A 19,113-nucleotide genomic window follows, 5' to 3' on the forward strand; every position below is an offset into this window, starting at 1 on the left:
CCTTCCTGGGCGCGAGTTCTGCGCCGGTCACTCCTCCGGGGCGAGCCAGAGCACCCCGGACGGCGGCAGTTGCAGCACCGCCGACGCCGGCTGGCCGTGCCACGGCTCCAGCTCGGCCTCCACGGCGCCGAAGTTGCCCACGCCGGACCCGCCGTAGATCTCCGCGTCGGTGTTCACGACCTCGCGCCACCGGCCCGCGGCGGGCAACCCGACCCGGTAGTCGTGGTGCGGCATCCCGGCGAAGTTCGCCACGCACGCCAGCCGCGAACCGTCCTCGCCGATGCGCAGGAAGCTCAGCACGTTGCCGCCAGAGTCGTTCGCGTCGATCCAGGCGAAGCCCTCCGGCGTGGTGTCCGCGCTGAACAACGCCGGCGACGACGTGTACGCGGAGTTCAGGTCCCGCATCAGCTTCTGGATCCCGCCGTGCAGCGGCTGTTCCAGCAGGTGCCAGTCCAGTGACCGCTCCTCCGACCACTCCTGCTCCTGGCCGAACTCGCCGCCCATGAACAGCAGCTGCTTGCCGGGGTGCGCCCACATGAACGCCAGCAGCGACCGCACACCGGCGGCCTTGTTCCAGTCGTCGCCGGGCATGCGCCCCCACAGCGAGCCCTTGCCGTGCACGACCTCGTCGTGCGACAGCGGCAGCACGAAGTTCTCGCTCCACGCGTACACCAGCGAGAACGTCATCTCGTTGTGGTGGTAGGACCGGTGCACCGGATCGTGCGCCAGGTAGTGCAGCGTGTCGTGCATCCAGCCCATGTTCCACTTGAACCCGAACCCGAGCCCGCCCAGGTGCGTCGGCCGCGTCACGCCCGGCCACGCCGTCGACTCCTCGGCGATCATCACCACGCCGGGGTGTCGCTTGTAGACGGTCGCGTTCAGCTCCTGCAGGAACCGCACCGCATCCAGGTTCTCGCGCCCGCCGTACTGGTTGGGCACCCACTGGCCTTCCGGTCGCGAGTAGTCCAGGTACAGCATCGAGGCCACCGCGTCCACCCGCAGACCGTCCAGGTGGTACTCCTCCAGCCAGAACAACGCGTTCGCGACCAGGAAGTTGCGCACCTCGTTGCGGCCGAAGTCGAACACGTACGTGCCCCAGTCCAGCTGCTCGCCGCGGCGCGGGTCGGCGTGCTCGTACAGCGGGGTGCCGTCGAAGCGCGCCAGCGCCCAGTTGTCCTTCGGGAAGTGGGCGGGCACCCAGTCGACGATCACGCCGATGCCGCGCTGGTGCAGCCGGTCCACGAAGTACCGGAAGTCGTCCGGGTGGCCGAACCGCGCGGTCGGCGCGTAGTAGGAGGTGACCTGGTAGCCCCACGACCCGCCGAACGGGTGCTCGGCGATCGGCAGCAGCTCGACGTGCGTGAAACCCATGTCCTGCACGTAGTCGGCGAGTTCCTCGGCCAGCTCGCGGTAGCCCAGCCCGGGCCGCCACGAACCGAGGTGCACCTCGTAGACGCTCATCGGCGCGTTGGCCCAGTTGGTGGCGTTGCGCTTGGCCAGCCACTCCTCGTCGGACCACTCGTAGGCCGACGCGGTGACCACCGACGCGGTCGCGGGCGGCTTCTCCGTCGCGAACGCCATCGGGTCGGCCTTCTCGTGCCACTGCCCGTCGGCGCCGAGGACGCGGAACTTGTAGTGCGTCCCGATCTCCACGCCCGGGATGAACACCTCCCACACCCCGGACGAGCCGAGCGAGCGCATCGGGTGCGACCGGCCGTCCCACGCGTTGAAGTCGCCGATCACCCGCACCCCCCGCGCGGTCGGCGCCCACACCGCGAACGACGTGCCGGTGACGACCCCGCTCGGCGTGTCGTAGGACCGCGGGTGCGCGCCCAGCACGTCCCACAGCCGCTCGTGCCTGCCCTCGCCGATCAGGTGCTGGTCCAGCTCGCCCACCGTGGGCAGCCACCGGTACGGGTCGTCGAGCGTGCACACCTGCCCGTCGTAGTCGACCTCCAGCCGGTAGTCGCCGGGGTGCTCGGGCACCGTTCCGGCGAACAGGCCGTCCACGACCCGTTCCAGGTCGAACTTGTGGTCGGCGGCGACCACGTTCACCCGGCGCGCACCAGGCCGCAGCGCCCGCACCACTACCGCGTCGCCCACGGTGTGCACACCGAGGACCGAGTGCGGGTCGTGGTGCGAGCCGGCCAGCAGCCGGTCGATGTCGCCGGGCGGCGGGGCCGCCTTGGGCAGTTCGGCTGGGACCGCGTTCACGGTTGTTCGCCTCCTGCGGTGATCCGTGCGATGGATGCCAGCGGCACGGTCAGCCATTCCGGCCGGTTGGCGTGTTCGTAGGCCACCTCGTAGACGGCCTTGTCGAGCTCGAACGCGCGCAGCAGGTCGCCGTGCGCCCGCGGGTCGCCCACCGTCTCCGGCGCCGCCTTGGCGTAGCCGTCGCAGAAGGCCGACCGGTTGCGCCGCGCCCACTCCAGCGCCCGTTCGGTGAGCCGCGGATCGTCCTCGTCGTGGCCGATTAGCATCTGGTGCGCCGCGTAGTCGAACGAGCGCAGCATCCCGGCGACGTCCCGCAGCGGCGAGCGCAGTGCCACCCGTTCGGCCGCCGGCGCGGCCGGCTCGCCCTCGAAGTCGATCAGCAGCCACCCGGTGACGCAGCGCAGCACCTGTCCCAGGTGCAGGTCACCGTGGATGTACTGCATGGACACCGGTCCGTGCGCCTCGCGCAGCTTCTCGAAGGCGGCGCGCAGCGCCGGGGCGTGCTCGGCCAGTTGCGGCACCGCGCGGCTCACGGTGTCCAGTCGGTCCCGCATCGCCTTGACCGTGCGGTCGAACTCGACTTCGTCGGCGATCTCGTCGCCGAGGGCCCGCCGCAGGTCGCTGTGCACGGAGGCGACAGCCTGGCCGAGCCGCTGCGCCTCCCCGGCGAAATCGCCGCCCACCTCGTCGGGGGGCAGCTCGGGATCGGCCATGAGGTCGCGGACGCTGGTGGTGGCCATGGCCCAGCCGTCCACCGCGTCGGACACGAACTTCTGCAGCATCCCGATCGTGACCGGCTCCCCGTCGAGTTCGCCGGTGATCGAGCCGAGCAGGTCGGCGATGTGCTTGCTTCCCACGTCGTGCAGCGCCCGGTGCAGGCGCAGGTCCGGGTTCTCGCCCGGGGTGAGCTTGCGGAACAGCTTCAGGATGTAGTGGTGACCGAAGACCAGCGAGGTGTTGCTCTGCTCCGCGCCCACCGGCCGGGCCCGCAGACCGCCGCGCAGCTCGGCGCCCGGTTCGCGCTCGAACCGCAGCGAGCCGATCCGCGCGTCCCCGGCGATCAGGTCGAGCAGCTTGCTCGTCAGGTCGGCGTCGCCGGTGGCCTCGTAGCAGGGCAGGCCCTTCTCGGTGCCGATCCAGTTCGACCCGAGGTACTCCGGCAGGTGGGCCTGGCTCCCGATCAGGAGCTGGTACGGCTCGCGCCGGTCGTCCTGCTTTACCTCGACCACGAGGTGGAGCAGGAGCGGGTCGCCCGCCATCAGGACCGTCGTGCTGAGCGGGCGCACCCCGGTGATCGGGCGGTCCTTCCCGGCGAACCACCGCTGCGTGGGCAGCCACTCCGGCAGTTCGGTCACCAGCGCGCCGACCAGCTCACGGGGATCGGTCAAGTCACTCACCTCGCCTCGCCTTCGCGTCCGCGTCCAGCAGCTGGAACCAGTAGAAGCCGTGCCCAGGCAACGTCAGCAGATAAGGCAGTTCCCCGACGTCGGGGAACTGAACACCGCCGGTGAGCTCCAGGGGCGTGTAACCGTGATGCTCCGACAGGTCCAGCTCGACCGGTTGCGGGAATCGCGACAGATTGTTCACACACAGGACGATGTCGAGCCGCCCGTCCGGCCGGATCCAGGTCCGTTTGTAGGCCAGCACGCTCGGGTTGGACCCGCCGAGCTCGACGAAGTCGCCTTCGGCGAACGCGTGGTGCTGCTTGCGGATCTCGATCATCCGCCGCGTCCAGTTGAGCAGCGACGACGCGCTGTCCCGCTGGGCCTCGACGTTGATCGCCTGGTACCCGTAGACCGGGTCCATGATGACCGGCAGGTAGATCCGGCCCGGGTCGCAACCCGAGAAACCGGCGTTGCGATCGGGCGTCCACTGCATGGGTGTGCGCACCGCGTCGCGGTCACCCAGCCAGATGTTGTCGCCCATTCCGATCTCGTCACCGTAGTACAGAACGGGTGACCCGGGCAGCGAAAGCAGCAAAGCCGTGAACAACTCGAGCTGGTTGCGGTCGTTCTCCAGCAACGGCGCGAGTCGGCGGCGGATGCCGATGTTCGCCTTCATCCGCGGATCCTTGGCGTACTCCGCGTACATGTAGTCGCGCTCTTCGTCGCTGACCATCTCCAGCGTCAGCTCGTCGTGGTTGCGCAGGAAGATGCCCCACTGCGCGCCGTCCGGGATCTTCGGCGTCTGCGCCAGGATCTCCGAGATCGGGAAGCGGGACTCCCGGCGCACGGCCATGAAGATGCGCGGCATCAGCGGGAAGTGGAACGCCATGTGGCACTCGTCGCCGCCGGTGGCCGGGTCGCCGAAGTACTCGACCACGTCGGAGGGCCACTGGTTCGCCTCGGCCAGCAGGACCCGGCCCGGGTACTCGTCGTCGACGACCTTGCGGCAGCGCTTGAGGAACTCGTGCGTGCGCGGCAGGTTCTCGCAGTTGGTGCCCTCCTGTTCGAACAGGTAGGGGACCGCGTCCAGGCGGAAGCCGTCGATGCCCAGGTCCAGCCAGAACCGCAGGACGTCGAGCATGGCCTCCTGCACGTCCGGGTTCTCGTAGTTGAGGTCGGGCTGGTGGGAGAAGAAGCGGTGCCAGTAGAACTGGCCGCGCACCGGGTCGTACGTCCAGTTCGACGTTTCGGTGTCCACAAAGATGATGCGCGCGTCGGCGTAGCGCGAGTCGTCGTCGCTCCAGACGTAGTAGTCGCCGTAGGGCCCGTCGGGGTCGGACCGCGACTGCTGGAACCACGGGTGCACGTCCGAGGTGTGGTTGAGGACGAGGTCGGTGATCACGCGGATGCCGCGCTTGTGGGCCTCGTCGAGGAGGTAGACGAAGTCCTCGACCGTGCCGAACTCCGGCAGCACGGCGCGGAAGTCGCTGATGTCGTACCCGCCGTCGCGCAGCGGCGAGGCGTAGAAGGGCGGCAGCCAGAGGCAGTCGACGCCGAGCCACTCGACGTAGTCCAGCCGGTTCGCGAGCCCGCGCAGGTCGCCGGTGCCGTCGCCGTTGGAGTCGGCGAAGGCGCGCACCAGCACCTCGTAGAAGACCGCGGCCTTGTACCACTGCGGGTTGTCCGGCGCCTGTTTCGCGGACCTGAAGTCGTCGGCCTGCGGCTCGACGAGCATCCCGTCGGGGGTCATCGCCTCACCGGTGTGCGGGATGCCCTCCAGACCGAGCGCCGCGTCGGGCCGGGCGTCTTCGTCCATGAACTCCACCTCTCCCCACCTCATCCGGGTGCGTTCGACTACCCCGGCGCCGGTCGGTGCGCGGGGTTCTCCGTGAAAACTGTGTTGTGTCGGGGCCGGACTCAGTCGCGGCCGGCCAGGCGGCGCTGTACGCCGACGACGTGCGCGACCGAACGCCAGGGTTCAAGCCGCACGTAGTTCGCCTGGCCCCAGTCCCAGGTCTCGCCGGTGACCTCGTCGTGCGCGATCAGCCGCTCGTGCCAGTCGAATCCGAGCGCGGCCAGGTCGAGCCAGAGGGTCCCCTCCTGGGCCTGGTGCGGATCCAGGGTCACCACCACGACGACGGTGTCGCCCGTCGCCGGATCTTGCTTGGAATACGCCAGCAGCGCCGGGTTGTCCACGTGGTGGAACCGCAGCGTGCGCATCTGCTGTAGCGCGGGGTGGGCGCGGCGCACCGCGTTGAGCTTGGTCAGCCACGGCTCGAGCGAGCGGCCCTCCGCCAGCGCCTGGTCGAAGTCTCGCGGGCGCAGCTCGTACTTCTCCGAGTTCAGGTACTCCTCGCTGCCCTCGCGCGCCGGCTCGTGCTCGTACAGCTCGTAACCGGAGTAGACGCCCCAGGTCGGCGACAGCGTCGCGGCGAGCGCGGCGCGCAGCGCGAACATGGCCGGGCCGCCCTTCTGCAGCGACTCATGCAGGATGTCCGGCGTGTTCACGAACAGGTTCGGCCTGCCGACGTCCCAGTGCTCGACCAGGTCGACGCCGAACTCGATCAGCTCCTCCTTCGTCGTGCGCCAGGTGAAGTAGGTGTAGGACTGGGTGAAGCCGAGCTTGGCCAGGCCCCACAGGCGGGCCGGGCGCGTGAAGGCCTCGGACAGGAACAGCACGTCCGGGTGCGCGTCCTTCACGGTTTTGATCAGCCAGGCCCAGAAGTCCGGCGGCTTGGTGTGCGGGTTGTCGACCCGGAAGATACGGACCCCGTGCGAAACCCAGTGCAGCACGACCCGCAGCACCTCGGCGTAGATGCCCTCCGGGTCGTTGTCGAAGTTGATCGGGTAGATGTCCTGGTACTTCTTCGGCGGGTTCTCGGCGTAGGCGATGCTGCCGTCCGGGCGCGTGGTGAAGAACTCCGGGTTCTTCAGCACCCACGGGTGGTCCGGGGCGGCCTGCAGCGCCAGGTCGAGGGCGACCTCCAGGCCCAGCTCGGTGGCGCGGGCGACGAAGTCGTCGAAGTCGTCGATGGTGCCCAGCTGCGGGTGGACCGCGTCGTGGCCGCCCTCGTCCGAGCCGATGGCCCACGGCGAGCCGACGTCGGTCTCGTCCGGGGTGAGAGTGTTGTTGCGCCCCTTGCGGTTCACGCGGCCGATGGGGTGGATCGGCGGCAGGTAGACGACGTCGAAACCCATGCCCGCGATGCGGTCCAGGGCCTTGGCCGCGGTCTGGAAGGTGCCGTGCACCGGGCGGCCCTGCTCGTCCCATCCGCCCGTGGAACGGGGGAAGAACTCGTACCAGGACCCGAACGCGGCGCGCTCCCGGTCGACCCAGATGCGCATCGGCTTGCCCTTGGTGACCAGCTCGCGCACCGGGTATTCGTGCATGATCCGGTCCACGTCGACCGACAGCGCGGGGCCGACGCGCTCGGCGAGGTAGCGGTCGGTGTCGCGCAGGGCGTGCGCGGCGCTGGCGAGCAGGGCGCGCTCGCGGCGGCGGTCCGGGCGGCGCGAGACGCGGTCCAGCAGGCGGGCGCCGGTCTCCAGGTCGTTGGCCAGCTCGGTGGCGTCCTGCCCGGCGGCCACCTTGACCTTGACGGCGTGCTTCCAGGTCGACCAGGGGTCGCTCCACGCGTCGACGCGGAAGGTCCACAGGCCCTCCGCGTCCGGGACGATGACCGCGCCGAAGCGGTCCAGACCAGTGCCCTGTTCGGTCATCCGGGTGCGGCGGGAGATCCGGTCGTGCGGGCCGCGCCAGGACACCGTGGCGGCGACCGCGTCGTGACCCTCCCGCCAGACCGTCGCCGAGATCGGAACGTGTTCCCCCACCACCGCTTTCGCCGGGTAGTGGCCACAGCTGACCGCTGGGGTCACGTCGTCGATGCCGAGCCGGCCGGTCATCGCCAGCGCCCCTCTCACCGTTGTTGTCGAATATGCAGCCCCACCCGACGGCCCAGTGGGGACGTAGAGGGCTTCGGAAGGAGATACCCAGTTGCGAACGCGCGCAAACTACCGCCTCGGGTATCACTCTCCGTCGGCGGGCCACGTGTGTCCAGTGTGGTCATCGACTGGTAACCCACGCGTCACGGCGTGGTTCGCTTCGGCGCCTTCCACCGCGCTGTCGACCCCTCAACGGCGTTCAGGCAAGTCGGGTAACACCAACGGGCGTCAGCTCGGAAGGGCTTGCCGCGCCTGGGATCGGGATGCCCTGTCGTACCTGCCGGTAACCCTCGGGGCGCTGGCTTGTTGCGGCGGAAGTGGCGGGGTTCGGGCGGTGTTCGATTGGCGGGGGAGGGGTTTGGATGGGGGTGGTCGGCGGTGGGTGCTGGGTGCCGGCGGCCGTCACGCTCCGCTTCGGGTGGATGGTGGTCGCTGGGACCGGTGCTCCTTCGGGTGGAAGGTGTTCTCACTGTGGCCAGTGCCGCGCCCACCTGTTCTGCTCGTGCAGCGCTGCGCGTGGCCGCGCTCTGTCCCGCTCCCGCTTCGCGGATGCCGCGCCGTTGCCGCCGCGCGCCTTGCCGGGTGGGGGTGCTTCCGCGGTGGAAGCGCTCTGCCGTTCGGTTGGCGTTGCTCCCGCTTTGCGGGCGCCGCGCCGGTTGCCGCCGGGCGTGTTGCCCGGCGGGGTGCTTCTGCTGCGCAGTGCACTCCCGCTGCGCAGTGCGCTCCAGCTTCGCGGACGCCGCGCCGTTGCCGCCGCGCCCATTGCCGGGCGGGGTGCTTCCGCAGGGGAACTGCTCTGCCGTTCGGTGGGCGTGGTTCTGCGTCGCGGGTACCGCGCCGGTTGCCGCCGGGTGGGCGTGCTCCGGCTGGGCAGTGCACGACGGCTGTTGGGTGCGCTCCCGCTTCGCGGGTGCCGTGCTGTTGCCGCTGGGCGGGTGTATACCGGCTGGGCAGTGCGCTACCGCTGTGCGGTGCGCTCCCGCTTCACCGGCACCGCCCCGGTTGCCGCCGGGCGCGGCGCTGCGTGGGGGCGTTTTCCGCAGCGCGCGGGCGGGCCCGGCCGCCGTGTGTGCTCTACCTGGGCGTGATGTCCCGTGGGGCGCGGAGCAGCAGCAGTGCCCTCGCGGGCAGGGTCAGCCTGCTGCCCGGCGTGAGGGCGCCCGGGTTGGCGGGGCTGCCGTCCGGCGTCGTGGTGTCCAGGGTCGGCTTCAGGGTTTCGCCGAACTCCGGGCCGGGCAGGGTGACCTTCACCGGCTCGTCCCCGGAGTGCAGGATCAGCAGCCACGAGTGGTCGGCGATCAGTTCACCCTCCCGGGTGCGGGACTGGCTGTTCGACCCGTCGATCCACATCATCAGCGTGCGGCGGCCGCCGTCGAACCAGTCCTCCTCCGTCATCTCCTCGCCGTCGGGGCGGAACCAGATCAGGTCGGGGCGCCCGGTGGGCGTCGTGCGGCCTTCGAAGAACTCCGGCTGCCTCAGGGCGGGGCTCGCGGCCCGCAGGTGCACCAGCCGGCGCGTGAACGCCAGCATCGCGGTCGCGTCCGGGTCGCCGGACCAGTCCAGCCACGACGTCTCGTCGTCCAGGCAGTACGCGTTGTTGTTGCCGCCCTGGGTGCGCCACAGCTCGTCACCCGCGACGAGCATCGGGGTGCCCGTCGACAACAGCAGCGTCGCGAGCAGGTTCCGCGCCTGCCTGGCCCGCAGCTCCCGGATCTCCGGATCGTCGGTCTCGCCCTCGGCGCCGTGGTTCCACGAGCGGTTGTCGTTCGTGCCGTCGCGGTTGTCCTCGCCGTTGTCCTCGTTGTGCTTTTCGTTGTAGGACACCAGGTCCCGCAGCGTGAAGCCGTCGTGCGCGGTGATGAAGTTGACCGACTGCCACGGGCGGCGCAGGTTGTGGTCGTACAGGTCCGACGACCCGGACAGCCGGAACGCCAGGTCGTCCACCCCCACCGCGCCGCGCCAGAAGTCACGTACCGTGTCGCGGTAGCGGCCGTTCCACTCCGCCCACTGCGCCCCGAAGTCGCCGACCCGGTAGCCGTGCCCGGTCACGTCCCACGGCTCGGCGATCAGCTTGCACCCGGACAGCACCGGGTCGGTGGTGATCGCGGTGAGCAGCGCCGAGTCCCGGTCGAACGCGCCGCCGCCGGGCCTGCCGAGCGTGCTGGCCAGGTCGAACCGGAACCCGTCGACACCCATCTCGGTCGCCCAGTACCGCAGTGAGTCGGTGACCAGCCGGATCACCGTCGGTGAGCGCGGCTCCAGCGTGTTGCCGCATCCGGTGAGGTCGATGACGTTGCCGCGGCCGGCGTGCAGGTAATAGGCCGGGGCGTCCAGGCCGCGGAACGACAGGGTCGGGCCGTCCAGGCCGCCCTCGCAGGTGTGGTTGAAGACCACGTCGAGGATGACCTCGATGTTGGCCGCGTGCAGGGCGGCGACCATGGTGCGGAACTCGGCGACCTCACGCCCCGGCTCGCTCGCGTACCCGGCGTGCGGCGCGAAGTAGCCCAGCGGCGAGTACCCCCAGTAGTTCTTCCGCCCGGTGCGCACCAGGTAGGGCTCCTCGGTGAACCAGTGCACCGGCAGCAGCTCCACCGCCGTCACCCCGAGCCGCACCAGGTGCTCGATCGCCGCCGGGTGGGCCAGGCCCAGGTAGGTGCCGCGCAGGTTCGCCGGGATCTCCGGGTTGCGCTGCGTGAAGCCCTTCACGTGCATCTCGTAGATGACGGACTCCTCGAACGGCACCTCGGGCTTGGCGCCGGTGTCCGGGCCGCCGTGCGAGGTGACCGCCGACAGCGGCACGCTGCCAAGCGAGTCGACCTTGGAGCGCCGGTGGTGCATCGGATCGCCCGCGTGGCCGAGCGCGGCGGTCAGGTCCGTCAGGGCGCCGGTGATGCGGGTGGCGTACGGGTCGACGAGGATCTTGTCCGGGTTGCAGCGCAGGCCGCGCGACGGGTCGTACGGGCCGTGCACCCGGTAGCCGTACTTCTGGCCCGACGTCACCCCCGGCACCAGGCCGTGCCACACGCCGAAGGTGCGCTCGGTGAGCTCCACACGGCGTTCGGAGCCGTCCTCGCTGATCAGGCACACCTCGACGGCGTCGGCGACGGTCGAGGTGACGGCGAACCGGACGCCCCCGCCCTCCGGGTGCGCGCCCAGGGGGAAGGGGCGTCCGGCGAGGACGAGGTTGTCGGTGGCAGGTCGGGTGGCCATGCTCCGATTCTCCCAGCACCCACCGACAGTTTGGTCACCGCCGAACGGTGTTGATCAGGCCGGGGTATCGGGCGGGTGGTGACGGCGGGTGGCCGCGGCGGCGGCATGCGGGGTTGTTCGCGCTGGTCGGTGGCGTCTGCGCGGAGGGACGGGTGGCGAGTAGGTGGGGCTGGTCGCGGGGGTGGTGAGGGTTTGGTCACCGCCGCGCGGGGGCGATGGCGATCAAGCCCGCGGACAGCCGTGTCCTGGCGTGATCAGCCGAGGGCATCGATCAGGACGAACGTGTCCGGGGGCAGGTGGGTGGCCGTGGCGCCGCCCCAGGAGAGCAGCACGTTGCCCGCCGGGTCGCCCAGGTCGGCCGCTTCGGGGCCGAAGTTGCACACCAACCGCAGGGCGCCGCGGTCGAGGACCAGGAGCGGGCCGTCCGCGCGCACCTCGAACCGGTCCAGCCACGGGTCCGCCAGCTCCGGCCGGGACCGGCGCAGCGCGATCAGCGACCGGTACAGGCCGAGCATCTCGCGATGCCCCTCCTTGCCCGGCTCGGACCAGTCCAGCCGCGAGCGCTCCACGGTCGCCGGGTCCATCGGGTCCGGCACCTCGGCCTCGCCCCAGCCGTGGCGGGCGAACTCGCGGCGGCGGCCCGTCCGCACGGCCTCGGCCAGCTCCGGGTCCGGGAACGACGCGAAGAACTGCCACGGCGTGCGCGCCGCCCACTCCTCGCCCATGAACACCATCGGCGTGTACGGCGAGCAGAACACGATCGCCGCGCCGCAGGCCAGGCGTCCCGGCGACACCGAAGCGGACAACCGGTCGCCGGTCGCCCGGTTGCCGATCTGGTCGTGGTTCTGCAGGTAGATCAGGAACCGGTGCCCGGGCACCGTCCGCGTGTCGACCGGCCGCCCGTGCGTCCGCTCCCGGAACGACGACCACGTGCCGGCGTGGAAGAACGCCTGCCGCAGCGTCTTCGCCAGCGCCCCGGGCGCGCCGAAGTCGGCGTAGTACCCGCTGGTCTCCCCGGACAGCGTCACGTGCAGCGCGTGGTGCAGGTCGTCGCACCATTGGGCGTGCAGCCCGTACCCGCCGCCCTCGCGCGCGGTGACCAGCCGCGGATCGTTGAGATCCGACTCGGCGATCAGCGTCAGCGGCCGCCGCACCGCCGCCGACAGCGCCTCCACCTCCACCGCCAGCTCCTCCAGCAGGTGCGTGGCCCGCCGGTCGCTCAGCGCGTGCACCGCGTCCAGCCGCAGCGCGTCGACGTGGAAGTCCCGGAGCCAGCCGAGCGCGTTGTCCAGCACGTACCGGCGGACCTCGTCGGAACCCTCGCCGTCCAGATTGAGGCCGGGGCCCCAGTCGTTGCTGCCCGCGAAGTAGGGGCCGAACCGGTCCAGGTACGCCCCCGACGGCCCGAGGTGGTTGTAGACGACGTCGAGCACCACGGCCAGACCGCGCGCGTGGCAGGCGTCGACGAACCGCTTGAACCCGTCCGGCCCGCCGTAGGGCTCGTGCGCCGCGCCCCACAGCACCCCGTCGTAGCCCCAGCCGTCGGTGCCGTCGAACGAGTTGACCGGGAGCACCTCGACGAACGTGACGCCGAGGTCGACGAGGTGGTCGAGCCGCCCGATCGCCGCGTCGAAGGTGCCCTCCGGGGTGAACGTGCCGATGTGCAGCTCGTAGATCACGCCGCCGGGCAGCGCCCGCCCTGCCCACGACCCGTCGGTCCAGCCGAACGCGGAGTGGTCGTAGATCCGCGAGGGCCCATGCACGCCCTGGGGCTGCCACGACGACCGCGGATCGGGAAGCGCCTTCTCGTCGTCGTCGAGCACGAACGCGTAGTCGGCGCCCGGCGGCGCCGGCACGTCGGAGAACCACCAGCCGCCGCCACCGGCCGTCATCTCGTGCTCGGCGCCGCGGGTGCGCACGCGCACCCGCGAGACGGCGGGCGCCCACACCCGGAAGGTCATGACTCTCCCCGCACCAGCAGCGCGACCGGATAACGCGCGAGCATCTCCGACAGCTCACCGGTGACCGCCGCGCCGGTGATCGCGTCCGTCCACTCACCGGCGGGCAGCGGCAGCACCGTGCCGCGCCAGCCGCCGCCCTCGGCCAGCCCCACCGGCAGCCGGGTGGCCACCGTGACCAGCCCGGTGCGCTCGAAGGCGACCGCGTGCGCGGCGGCCGGGCCCTCGGCGTGCAGGCGGCGGTAGCCGGTGAACAGCTCCGGGGAGTCGCGGCGCAGGGTCAGCGCCCGGTGCACGACGAGCAGCTTCGCCGCGCCGGAGGAGTCGACCGGCGGCAGCCACCCGCCCTCGATCTCCTCCAGCAGCGCGGCCCGCAGCGCGTAGTCGACCGGCCGCCGGTTGTCCGGATCGACCAGCGAGAAGTCCCACAGCTCGGTGCCCTGGTACACGTCCGGCACGCCGGGCGCGGTGAGCTGGATCAGCTTGTGCGCCAACGAGTTCGACCATCCCGGCTCGCGCACCCGCGCCACGAACGCCTCGACCTCGGCCGCCAGGTCCGCGTCGCCGAGGACCTCGTCCGGCCACGTCGCGACCGCCCGCTCGAACTCCTCGTCGTGGTCGGTCCAGGTGGTGCGGAGCTTGCTCTCCTTGGCCGCCTTGTCCAGGTAGCCCCGCAGCCGCTCCGGGGTGATCGGCCAGGCGCCCACCAGCGTCTGCCAGGCCAGCAGGTTCAGCGACGGCTCGTCGATGCCGCGCAGGCCGGTCCACCGCCGGACCGCGCCGGCGAACTCGCCGGGCACCTCAGACAGCACCGCCAGCCGGGCCCGCACGTCCTCGGACCGCTTGGTGTCGTGCGTGGTCAGCGTCGTCATCGCGCCGGGCCAGCCCGCCTCACGAGCGGCGGCCATCGAGTGGAAGGCGTCCACGGAGGCGCCGAAGTCGTTGGGGGAGCCGCCGACCTCGTTGAGCGCGGCGAACCGCGTGTAGCGGTAGAAGGTGGTGTCCTCGGTGCCTTTGGCCACCACCATCCCGGAGGTCTGCTGGATGCGGGTGGCCAGCTCGCCGTGCGGGTCCTCGCGCACCTGGAAGTCCAGGGCCTCGATGGCCTCGGCGAGATCGGGGCGCGCGGCGCGGGCGGCGGCGATCGCGGCCGCCCAGTGCGCCTCGCCCTCCGGCAGGTAGGACCGGTACACCGGGAACGCGACCATCGTCTCGGCCACCGCCCCCTGCGCCGCCTCCGGCTCGACGCCGCGCACCAGCGCGGCGATCCGGCGCACCTCGGCCACCAGGATCCGGTCGGTCACCAGCCGCCGGGCGCTGTCCTCGACCTCGTGGTAGTCCACCGGCTGGCCCAGCGACCGCGCCAGCTCGGTCAGCGGCGCCTCGCCGGCCGGGTCGACGAACAGCCCGGTGATCTCGCGCAGCGCGTCGTAGCCGGTGGTGCCGTCGACCGGCCAGCTCTGCGGCAGGTCCTCGCCCGGGTGCAGGATCTTCTCCACCACCAGCCACGCCTCCGGCGCGCCGGCACGCAGCATCCGCATGTAGCCGCCGGGGTCGGCCAGGCCGTCGGGGTGGTCCACGCGCAGGCCAGTGACGTCGCCCTCGGCGACCCAGCGCAGCACCTCGCCGTGGGTGGCGTGGAAGACGTCGGGCAGCTCGACCCGCACCGCGGCGAGCGTGGTGATGTCGAAGAAGCGGCGGTAGTTCAGCTCCGCGTTGCCCCGGCGCCAGCCCACCAGCTCGTAGTGCTGCCGCGCGTGCACCTCCTGCGGACTGCCCTCGCCGGTGCCCGGCGCGATCGGGAACCGGTGCTCGTAGTAGACCAGCTCGTCGCCGTCGACCCGCAGCTCCGCCACGTCGGCGTCGTCGCCGAGGACGGGCAGCAGAACCTTGCCGCGCCGCCAGTCGATGTCGAAGTAGTCGGCGTGCGCGGAGCCGGGGCCGTGCCGCAGCACGTCCCACCACCACGGGTTCGCCTTCGCGACCTCGACCGCCATGTGGTTGGGCACGATGTCCACGACGAACCCGAGCCCCGCGTCCCGCAGCCGCTTCGCCAGATCCCGCCGCGCGTCCTCGCCGCCCAGCTCCGGCCGCGCCCGCGTGGGGTCGACCACGTCGTAGCCGTGGGTGGACCCGGGCGTCGCGTCCAGCACCGGCGAGACGTACAGGGCGCCGACGCCGAGCCTGCGCAGGTACGGGATGCGCTCGGCGGCGTCGGCGAAGGTGAACTCCGGGCGCAGCTGCACCCGGTAGGTGGCGGACGGTCTCATGCGTCCACCCGCTGCAGCACCACGAGGGAACGGGCAGGCAGGTTCATCGTGCCGCCCGCGGCCACGGGCTCACCCGGCTCCTCCGCGACGGTCCCGGCCTCGGTGTCCACCACCACCGCCCAGCCCGCGCCGTAGTCGGCGTTCGGCAGGGTCAGCTCGATGTCCTCGTAGTGCGCGTTGAACGCCAGCAGGAACGAGTCGTCGGTGACCTTCATGCCGCGCGGGTCGAGGTCGTTGATACCCTCGCCGTTGAGGAACGCGACGATGGCCTTACCGAAGCCGTCGTCCCAGTTCTGCTCCTTCATCTCCTCGCCGGAGGGGGTGAACCAGGCGATGTCCCGCAGCTCCTCGCCCTTGCCGATCGGTTTGCCCGCGAAGAAACGGCGGCGCCGGAACACCGGGTGCTTCTTGCGGAACGCCGCGAGCGCGGCGGTGAACTCGACCTGGTCGGCGTTGGCCTTCGCGAGCGACCAGTCCATCCAGGAGATCTCGTTGTCCTGGCAGTAGACGTTGTTGTTGCCCCGCTGGGTGCGGCCCATCTCGTCGCCGTGCAGCAGCATCGGCACGCCCTGCGACAGCAGCAGGGTGGCGAGCATGTTGCGGCGCTGCTTGGCCCGCAGCGCCAGCACCCCCTCGTCGTCGGTCTCGCCCTCGACACCGCAGTTCCACGAGCGGTTGTCGTCGGCGCCGTCCCGGCCGTCCTCGCCGTTGGCCTCGTTGTGCTTGTTGTTGTAGGACACCAGGTCCTGCAACGTGAAGCCGTCGTGCGCGGTGACGAAGTTGATCGAGGCGTACGGGCGGCGGCCGTCGTCCTGGTACAGGTCGGACGATCCGGTGAGCCGGGAGGCGAACTCGCCGAGCGTGGCGGGCTCGCCGCGCCAGAAGTCTCGCACGGTGTCCCGGAACTGGCCGTTCCACTCCGTCCACAGTGGAGGGAAGTTGCCGACCTGGTAGCCGCCCGGCCCGACGTCCCACGGCTCGGCGATCAGCTTGACCCGGCTCACCGTCGGGTCCTGCTGCACCAGGTCGAAGAACGTGGACAGCCGGTCGACGTCGTAGAACTCGCGGGCCAGCGTGGCGGCGAGGTCGAAGCGGAACCCGTCGACGTGCATCTCGGTGACCCAGTACCGCAGCGAGTCCATGATGAGCTGCAGCGTGTGCGGGTTGCGCACGTTCAGCGAGTTGCCGGTGCCGGTGTAGTCCATGTAGTACTGCGGCTCGTCCTCGACCAGCCGGTAGTAGGCCTGGTTGTCGATGCCGCGCATGGACAGCGTCGGGCCGAGGTGGTTGCCCTCGGCGGTGTGGTTGTAGACGACGTCGAGGATGACCTCGATGCCTGCTTCGTGCAGGGCTTTGACCATGCCCTTGAACTCCTGCACCTGGCCGGCCTGCTCGGGCAGCGCCGCGTAGCCCTCGTGCGGGGCGAAGAAGCCGATCGTGTTGTAGCCCCAGTAGTTGCGCAGGCCCTTCTCGGCCAGGCCGTGGTCGGTGATGAACTGGTGCACCGGCATCAGCTCGATCGCCGTGACGCCGAGCTTGGTGAGATGGTCGATCACAGCCGGGTGCGCGAGCCCGGCGTAGGTGCCGCGCAGCCGCGGGGGCACCTCCGGGTGGTTCATCGTGAGGCCGCGGACGTGCGCCTCGTAGATCACCGTCTCGTTGTAGGGCGTGCGCGGCGGCCGGTCGTCACCCCAGTCGAAGAACGGGTTGACCACCACCGCGTGCGGCACGTGTGCCGCCGAGTCCGCGTCGTTGCGCTCGTCCGGTGAGCCGAACGGGTAGGCGAACAACGCCTCGTTCCAGTCGACGTGACCGGCGATCGCCTTGGCGTACGGGTCGATCAGCAGCTTGTTCGGGTTGCAGCGCAGGCCGCGCGACGGGTCGTACGCGCCGTGCACGCGGTAGCCGTAGCGCTGGCCGGGGCCGACGCCGAGCAGGTACCCGTGGTGGACGAACCCGTCGACCTCGGTCAGGCGGTGCCGCTCCTCGGTGCCGTCCTCGTTGATCAGGCACAGCTCGACGTGATCGGCGACCTCCGAGAAGACGGCGAAGTTGGTGCCCACACCGTCGTAGGTGGCACCCAGCGGGTAGGGCAATCCGGGCCAGGGCGGCACAGGTTCTCCTCTTTGCGTTCGCGAGCCGTGTTCCGACGTGTGCCCAATCTAGCGGTCTTCAAGCGCTTCGCCCGGTGAACGGGCGCGCGGCGCGCAATTCCTTCACGAAGTGGCGCAGTCGTGCGTCCGCGAAGAACTCCTCCACGGTGACGGGCAAGGGAATCCGCCAGTTCGGGTACTCGTCCGTCGTGCCGGGCAGGTTGGGCTGCCGCACCTCGCCGACCACGTCGGCGGGCGCGGTCAGCAGCAACCGCGACGCGGCGGACGCGAGCAGGGTGTGCAACGCCGCCACCGGATCGTCGTCCGGGATGCCCTGCGCCCGCGCGAACGCGAGCAGGTCGGCGCGCTCGGTCTCGGCGGCGGCCTGTTCCTCCTCGGGCGGCCCGTCGAGCAGTCCCAGTTCGGCCCGCACGCGCACGTGCTCGCCGGCGAGCCAGCCGGCGACGGTTGGCAGGTCGTGCGTGGTGATGCTCGCCATCGCGTCGGCGTCCCACTCCGCGGGCGGGACGAACGGGTGGCCGGGCGAGGCATAGTCGCGCTGGAACCACAGCACCGCCGAGCTGAGCACCCCGCGCTCGTGCAGCGTCTTGGTCACCGCGGCTTCGACCGTGCCCAGGTCCTCGCCCACGACGACCGCGCCCGCGCGGTGCGCCTCCAGCGCCAGGATCCCGAGCATCGCCTCGGCGTCGTAGTGCACGTAGGTGCCGCGCGACGGTGGCTCGCCCGGCGGGATCCACCACAGCCGCCACAACCCGGCGACGTGGTCGATCCGGATGCCGTCGGCGTGCCGCAGGACGCCGCGGATGACGTCGCGGAACGGCGCGTAGCCCAGTTCGGCGAGCCGGTCCGGGCGGAACGGCGGCAGGTTCCAGTCCTGGCCCTGCTGGCTGAAGGCGTCCGGCGGCGCGCCCACTGTCACGTGCGCGGCGAACGCGTCGCCCAGCGCCCAGGTGTCCGCGCCGCCCGGGTGCACGCCGACCGGCAGGTCGTGCACGATGCCCACCGGCATCGCGGCGGCCGCCTCGCGGGCGTGGCCGAGCTGGTCCTCGCACAGCTGCTGCAGCCAGCCGTGGAAGGCGATCCGGTCGGCCAGCTCGGCGCGGGCGGCGGCGACCTCCGGGCCGTGCGGGTCGCGCAGCGGCTCCGGCCACTCGCGCCAGTCCGGGCCGTGCCGTTCGGCCAGCGCGCAGAAGGTCGCGAAGTCGTGCACGGCGTCGTCCAGCGGCGCGGGCTCGTGCAGCGGCCACAGCAGTTCCAGCGCGGCGAGCTTGGCGCTCCAGACCGCGTCGTAGTCGATCAGGTCCGCGTTGTCCGGCCGCAGGGCCAGCACCCGGGCACGCAGGTCCTCGCCGGCGCGCGTGAACTCGGGCGTGTCGGTGATCCGGAGGTAGAGCGGGTTGGCGTAGCGGCGGCTGGCCGGCGAGTAGGGGGAGCGTTCGACCGGGTGAACGGGGCTGATCGCCTGCACCGGGTTGACCAGCAGCACGCCCGCGTCCAGCTCGCCGGCCGAGCGGCGCGCGAACTCCGCGAGGTCGCCGAAGTCCCCGGCGCCCCACGACAGCTCCGACCGCAGCGCGTAGAGCTGCACCATCCAGCCCCAGGCCGGGGGCACCTCGGGCAGGCGGTGCGGCACGACGGCGAGCACCACGTCCTGCCCGGCGGTCTCGACGCGGTGCCAGCCCAGCGGCAGATCGGCGGGAAGCATCCGGCCGATCTCCCGGCGGGTGCCGTCCTCCAAATGCAGGACAGCGGGCCCGCCCGCGTCGTGTTCGGTACCTTCTCGCAGCACGAGCGTCGGGGGCAGCACCGTGGCCGCCCGGCGTTCGCGGACCGCGGCCAGCTCGCGGCGGATCGCGTCCGGCCCGGAGGCGTCCACCCCGAACTGGGCGAGAACGGCGATGACGACGTCCGGCTCGACCTCGACCTCGCGTTGCTCGGCGTTCTCGTACCGGGTGGCCACTCCGTAGGCGTGCGCGAGGGCGGTCAGGTCGGCTTCCACCCGTTCAGGATCCCGGTCCCG

At 71.4% G+C, this 19,113-nt stretch carries 9 protein-coding genes; all 9 read right to left on the reverse strand.

Features of this window, described 5'->3' with window-relative positions; genetic code table 11:
• Positions 1-27 precede the first annotated feature (27 nt).
• A complete protein-coding gene (gene glgB, locus AMETH_RS13765; RefSeq protein ID WP_017982068.1) occupies positions 28-2,214 on the reverse strand; it encodes a 1,4-alpha-glucan branching protein GlgB in 2,187 nt (728 codons plus the stop codon).
• Positions 2,211-3,602 carry a maltokinase N-terminal cap-like domain-containing protein gene (locus tag AMETH_RS13770; RefSeq protein WP_020486698.1) on the reverse strand — a complete coding sequence of 464 codons (1,392 nt, stop codon included), beginning with the start codon at positions 3,600-3,602 and terminating at the stop codon, positions 2,211-2,213. The genes glgB and AMETH_RS13770 overlap by 4 nt, the downstream gene beginning before the upstream one ends.
• A gap of 1 nt (position 3,603) precedes the next feature.
• Positions 3,604-5,415, reverse strand: a complete 1,812-nt coding sequence (treS, locus tag AMETH_RS13775) for a maltose alpha-D-glucosyltransferase (RefSeq protein ID WP_026153083.1) — start codon at positions 5,413-5,415, stop codon at positions 3,604-3,606.
• Between the two features lie 101 nt (positions 5,416-5,516).
• Positions 5,517-7,502, reverse strand: a complete 1,986-nt coding sequence (locus AMETH_RS13780) for a maltotransferase domain-containing protein (protein WP_017982071.1) — start codon at positions 7,500-7,502, stop codon at positions 5,517-5,519.
• Between the two features lie 1,113 nt (positions 7,503-8,615).
• Positions 8,616-10,751 (reverse strand): glycogen debranching protein GlgX, encoded by a 2,136-nt coding sequence (gene glgX, locus AMETH_RS13785; protein WP_017982072.1) that lies wholly within the window; start codon positions 10,749-10,751, stop codon positions 8,616-8,618.
• A gap of 254 nt (positions 10,752-11,005) precedes the next feature.
• Positions 11,006-12,712, reverse strand: coding sequence for a malto-oligosyltrehalose trehalohydrolase (treZ, locus tag AMETH_RS13790; RefSeq protein ID WP_017982073.1), 1,707 nt, complete (start codon positions 12,710-12,712; stop codon positions 11,006-11,008).
• Positions 12,709-14,979, reverse strand: a complete 2,271-nt coding sequence (gene treY, locus AMETH_RS13795; protein ID WP_017982074.1) for a malto-oligosyltrehalose synthase — start codon at positions 14,977-14,979, stop codon at positions 12,709-12,711. Before treY ends, treZ begins: the two co-directional genes overlap by 4 nt.
• Entirely contained in the window at positions 14,976-17,093 is a 2,118-nt protein-coding gene (glgX, locus tag AMETH_RS13800) for a glycogen debranching protein GlgX (RefSeq protein WP_026153084.1), read from the reverse strand. Before glgX (AMETH_RS13800) ends, treY begins: the two co-directional genes overlap by 4 nt.
• A gap of 58 nt (positions 17,094-17,151) precedes the next feature.
• Entirely contained in the window at positions 17,152-19,092 is a 1,941-nt protein-coding gene (malQ, locus tag AMETH_RS13805; RefSeq protein WP_017982076.1) for a 4-alpha-glucanotransferase, read from the reverse strand.
• Between the last annotated feature and the right edge of the window lie 21 nt (positions 19,093-19,113).

Origin of the sequence: Amycolatopsis methanolica 239 (assembly GCF_000739085.1) — a bacterium.
Classification (GTDB): Bacteria; Actinomycetota; Actinomycetes; order Mycobacteriales; family Pseudonocardiaceae; genus Amycolatopsis_E; species Amycolatopsis_E methanolica.